This is a genomic window from Schnuerera sp. (genome assembly GCF_035459645.1).
Taxonomy (GTDB): domain Bacteria; phylum Bacillota; class Clostridia; order Tissierellales; family Tepidimicrobiaceae; genus Schnuerera.
In genome coordinates this window covers 1-4,220 of record NZ_DATHXO010000020.1, presented here as the reverse complement: position 1 = coordinate 4,220, position 4,220 = coordinate 1, and the positions used below count along the sequence as shown (strand labels likewise).

The window sequence follows — 4,220 nt, the reverse complement described above, 5'->3', positions numbered from 1 at the left end:
AATTCAAGTTTAATTATCGGAAATAGTAAGAATGTAAACATAATAGATGCTGATATTGTTATGCTTGCAGTGAATGAAACTGAATTAGGATAAAATATGTCCACGAATGTCTCATGATGTTCGTGGATGTTTGATTTTACTATTAATAGTAGCACTATTTATAATGACGATAGTCCATATATCATTGACTACTTTAAAGAATTGAAAGATTTATAGCTTTAAATAAAGTGAGGATGCAAGTATCATTTAATATGACGTTCAACACCCTGAGCTTGCTGGGATTTTACTTCCCTAAGTTTGTAAACAATACTTCTCCATAGCTTAATATATGCTCTAAGAATCCACTCCTATCATTATTGCTTTCTAGTAATATTGGTTCAATATTACTATCAATACTCCTTCTAATTTTATAAAGCCTAGCCTCTTTCTCTAGGAAACTCCCCTCAACCTCCTTTACTATTATGGCAATATCTATATCACTGTCTACATGATTGTTTCCTTTTGCATAGGAACCGTATAAGACTATTTTTTCTGGATTATATTCAGGAATAACTTCTTCCATGAATCTATTTATTCTTCCATAAATTTGTCTATTATCCATCTATAAAGCACCTCCGTATCTGAAAGAATTTTATTGCATCTCGTCTCTGTTAGTTCAGCAAATAACTTATCCTTTTGACTAGGGTATCTAGCTTCTATATTCAATGGTTCTAAAATGTCTATTATATCTTTCATATCTTCAGGAATACTATTATAAAAACCACCTTTTTGAGATAGTTTAACAAGACTATGGGTAAAGGGAGGAGTTTCTTGTTTTAAATAAACATAATATGCCTTGAATGCTTTCTCAATGGTTTGGTGTAGCATAAAACCCACATAAAGATATCTTTTAGCCTTTAACATAGCAATTGCAGTTTCAAAATCATATTGTGCCATTTCAAGCCAATAATCATATCTACTATCTTCCATTTAATCAACCCCTCCTAGAATTAATATATTACTGTTTCAATTATATCATACCACAATTTAGAGCATTTAAAACCTGTTATATCCAAGAATAAGCTAAAAACTAAGGAGGCTACACCAATACCTATCGATCATCAAAATATATCTTCATATTTTATTCTCCTATTTTTCTCTTCTATGTTAATTATACCATTAATTTAGTACCTTATTCAATATAGAAAACTATATAAATTTTTGAGTCAATAATTAAGCATCAAACATAAATTTTGTGTTTAAACAGAAAAAAACATCCCACAAGTATTTCTACCTATGAGATGTCTCGTTTTTAACTTATCTCCAAGTTTTCCCTAAAGAGACTAGGGAAAACCGTAGCGACCAAGTCGAGTAATATCTGGTGCCCTTGCCCTATTTTATTCTTCTAAGTATTATTTCCTCATGTTTAGATACTTCTTCTTCAATCCTATCTAATTTATCAGAATTTTGTTTGTGACCATCAAATAGGGCATCTATCTTAGGCATAACTTCATGGTCTATTTTAGTATTTGTTTTTTTCACTTCATATTTTACTTCCCTAAACCCTTCTTGCATTTCCACTTTCATTTCCTGCATTTCGCCGTACATCTTTGTCATAAATTCAAATAACCGCTCATTTGTTATATCCTTACTCATTCCGATTCCCTCCACATATAAGCTATATTTATTATATCATTAATTTAGCACCTTATACAATATAAAAAAATGGGACAGCGAGAACCGTCCCCGTTGTCCCTTAATAATATATATATTATTACCAGCCAATGAATAATAATTCATTATTATTTTGAAGCATCCCTAAGTAAATAAGGATGCTTCATTTTTATTAATTATCTTTTAATTTTTCGATTATTTTCTTCAAAAATACAGGTAAATCTTTAGGTGTTCTAGAAGTAATTAAATTTCCATCCTCTACTACTTCCTCATCTAGATAATGGGCTCCTGCATTTATTAGGTCATCTTTTATAGCAAAAAAGGAAGTAACTTTTCTACCTTTAAGATTGCAAGACGATGTCATCATCCATGGCCCATGGCAGATTGCAGCTATTAGTTTATTCTCTCTGTCCATATCTTTTACAAAATCTACTGTAGATCTACATCTTCTCATATAATCTGGAGAGAACCCACCTGGAATTATTACTCCATCATAATCCTTAGCTGATACTTCTTTAGATGAATGGGTACTTTTTTCACTTAGACCAGTTTTTGAAAAATAATCAGTTTCTTTTTCAGTCCCTATTAAATGAACTTCATACCCTTCCTCTAATAACCTATAATAAGGATAAATCAACTCTCTTTCATCAAACATATTTTCTATTAATATAGCTATTCTCTTCATTATTATCCCCTTTCTATAGTGTTTAATCTTTCTATATTATAGCTACCCTATTAAACCATATATTAAAACAGTATTTATTATACACTTTTCCTTCATCATAATATTGGACCTAGAATATCATAGTTCACAGTTGTGTACGTAATTTCCCATGCCCACAAGTAAAAGCTTTTATTTCCGTCCAATATACAAAAAGTGTTCACTTGCACCTATAAGGTTTTCATCCCTGCTTAATTGATATCCTATTTCTAACCATTTTCTATATTCTCCTTCTTCTAACATATTAATCTCATTTTCTTTGGAACCTAGAATATTCTCTACACCAGCAAATGCTAGTTCAGTTAGTCCAAAACTATTCATTAAATCCTTGGCCTCTTTATAATCAATAAAGTATGCTGTTGTGAATCCTTTATCTCCTATATTTACTCCATTTTTTAGATACCCTAGTAATTCATCTACAGATTCAATCGGATATACTCCTTTTAGATAATCTTGTATCGGTGCATAATTAGAAATGAAAGAAGCAACTATAATTCCATTTGGTTTTAATAATCTCAAAGCTCCTTGAACGGCAGCTTTTCTATCAGATTTTCAATTAAATGGTATAAGGGCCTCATTAAAAGAATAACATCATATTTTTGTTCATATTGCTCTAGTTCCAATGCATTTCCATGGATATAGACCTCTAATGTTACGTTTTTCTCTCTTGATTTTTCTTTTGCAACTTCAATATTCCGTTTTGACAAGTCTAATAATGATACCTTATGTCCTTTTTCTGCACAATATTATTGAGATAATCAAGATCCTGGGGCTATCAACCAGTGCAGAAAAAGTTTCTAAAATTATGAGTAAGCTTGGAATTAAAATTTCCCATGACACCGTATTAAGGACTTTAAGAAAGTTACCAAAGGGTTTAAATAAAATTAATGAATCCGTTACTAATATTGGAGTAGATGATTTTGCTTTTAGAAAAGGCAAGAATTATTGCACATTAATATGTGACAAGGACGAGCTCAATATTTTAGAAAGCCTTAAAGAAAGCTACCATAAGCTTGTAGAATTAAAAGAGCTGATTGACAATTTTAAGGGTATGTTCTTAGACAACAAATTACCATTGGAAAAATGGATAACAAAAGCAAGGGAATTTAATATTCCTGAATTAAATTCTTTTGTTAATGGAATTAAAAGAGATATAGATTCAGTCAAAAACAGTTTTACTAGTAGCTATACAAATGGATTGCTAGAAGGAATAATCAACAAAATAAAAGAAATTAAGCGTATGAGTTATGGAAGATGCAAGTTTGATCTTTTGATGATAAAGGTATTCAATCACCAGGAAATATTTGGTTAAAATATTAATAATTCTTATGTGCTTAATGAGGCTACATTAAAATCACCAAGTTTGCAAGAGAACCATTTTTAGATTAACATAAACATATAGTCAGTTTCTATACGTTTCAATTCCTTATAGGTAGTCTATAAACATATAATACTTGCCCGTTATACATTGCTCCGCTATCCTGTTTCAATTCCTTATAGGTAGTCTATAAACCCCGTCTTACATATTGATATTACTATATTTCTCATTTTCTGTCAAATATAAATATCACAAAATTTAGGTTCCATATTTCTCGTGTTTTCTTATATACCCATTGCCATCAACACATTCCTTGCAAAAAATAAAATGTCGTCGACCTCCAGGGGTTTTTGCACTACCTAGGGTCGACGACATTTATTATTTCCTTATATAAAATTTCTCCAATAGCAAGTTAATATAAGGTTAATCTCGCTAAATCTTGTTCTAAACCTAGAGTCGATTTCTGTTAAGGCTTCTTTCATGGAACCTATTAGAAAGTAATTTATCCAATCAAAGCATCTTTGTAAA

Annotated in this window: 6 protein-coding genes and 1 pseudogene; 1 reads left to right on the top strand and 6 read right to left on the bottom strand. The window is 30.6% G+C overall.

The features are described from left to right. Positions 1-283: 283 nt before the first annotated feature. The 6 genes and pseudogenes from VK998_RS00495 to VK998_RS00470 form a co-directional block, all read right to left on the bottom strand. Positions 284-601 carry a nucleotidyltransferase domain-containing protein gene (locus VK998_RS00495; RefSeq protein ID WP_325224270.1) on the bottom strand — a complete coding sequence of 106 codons (318 nt, stop codon included), beginning with the start codon at positions 599-601 and terminating at the stop codon, positions 284-286. Next, entirely contained in the window at positions 571-969 is a 399-nt protein-coding gene (locus VK998_RS00490; RefSeq protein WP_325224267.1) for a HEPN domain-containing protein, read from the bottom strand. Before VK998_RS00490 ends, VK998_RS00495 begins: the two co-directional genes overlap by 31 nt. Before the next feature lie 402 nt (positions 970-1,371). Next, positions 1,372-1,635 carry a hypothetical protein gene (locus VK998_RS00485; protein ID WP_325224265.1) on the bottom strand — a complete coding sequence of 88 codons (264 nt, stop codon included), beginning with the start codon at positions 1,633-1,635 and terminating at the stop codon, positions 1,372-1,374. A 190-nt stretch (positions 1,636-1,825) separates the two neighbouring features. Next, positions 1,826-2,338, bottom strand: a complete 513-nt coding sequence (locus tag VK998_RS00480) for a type 1 glutamine amidotransferase domain-containing protein (protein WP_236911844.1) — start codon at positions 2,336-2,338, stop codon at positions 1,826-1,828. Positions 2,339-2,506: 168 nt separating this feature from the next. Then, the gene (locus VK998_RS00475) at positions 2,507-2,893 is read right to left on the bottom strand and encodes a hypothetical protein (RefSeq protein WP_325224263.1); all 387 of its coding nucleotides are present in this window, start codon (positions 2,891-2,893) and stop codon (positions 2,507-2,509) included. Further along, positions 2,890-3,105 (bottom strand): annotated as a pseudogene (locus tag VK998_RS00470) (class I SAM-dependent methyltransferase); the annotation flags it as partial. The pseudogene VK998_RS00470 and the gene VK998_RS00475, both read right to left, overlap by 4 nt. A gap of 74 nt (positions 3,106-3,179) precedes the next feature. Between VK998_RS00470 and VK998_RS00465 the strand changes: the two are divergent. Next, complete coding sequence (locus VK998_RS00465; RefSeq protein WP_325224260.1) at positions 3,180-3,686, top strand: transposase; 507 nt, start codon at positions 3,180-3,182, stop codon at positions 3,684-3,686. Positions 3,687-4,220 lie beyond the last annotated feature (534 nt).

What these genes read in the sequence shown, in the direction of transcription:
- VK998_RS00495 (WP_325224270.1), bottom strand. Translation starts at nt 601, where the DNA reads ATGGATAATAGACAAATTTATGGAAGAATAAATAGATTCATGGAAGAA.
- VK998_RS00490 (WP_325224267.1), bottom strand. Translation starts at nt 969, where the DNA reads ATGGAAGATAGTAGATATGATTATTGGCTTGAAATGGCACAATATGAT.
- VK998_RS00480 (WP_236911844.1), bottom strand. Translation starts at nt 2,338, where the DNA reads ATGAAGAGAATAGCTATATTAATAGAAAATATGTTTGATGAAAGAGAG.
- VK998_RS00465 (WP_325224260.1), top strand. Translation starts at nt 3,180, where the DNA reads ATGAGTAAGCTTGGAATTAAAATTTCCCATGACACCGTATTAAGGACT.
- VK998_RS00485 (WP_325224265.1), bottom strand. Translation starts at nt 1,635, where the DNA reads ATGAGTAAGGATATAACAAATGAGCGGTTATTTGAATTTATGACAAAG.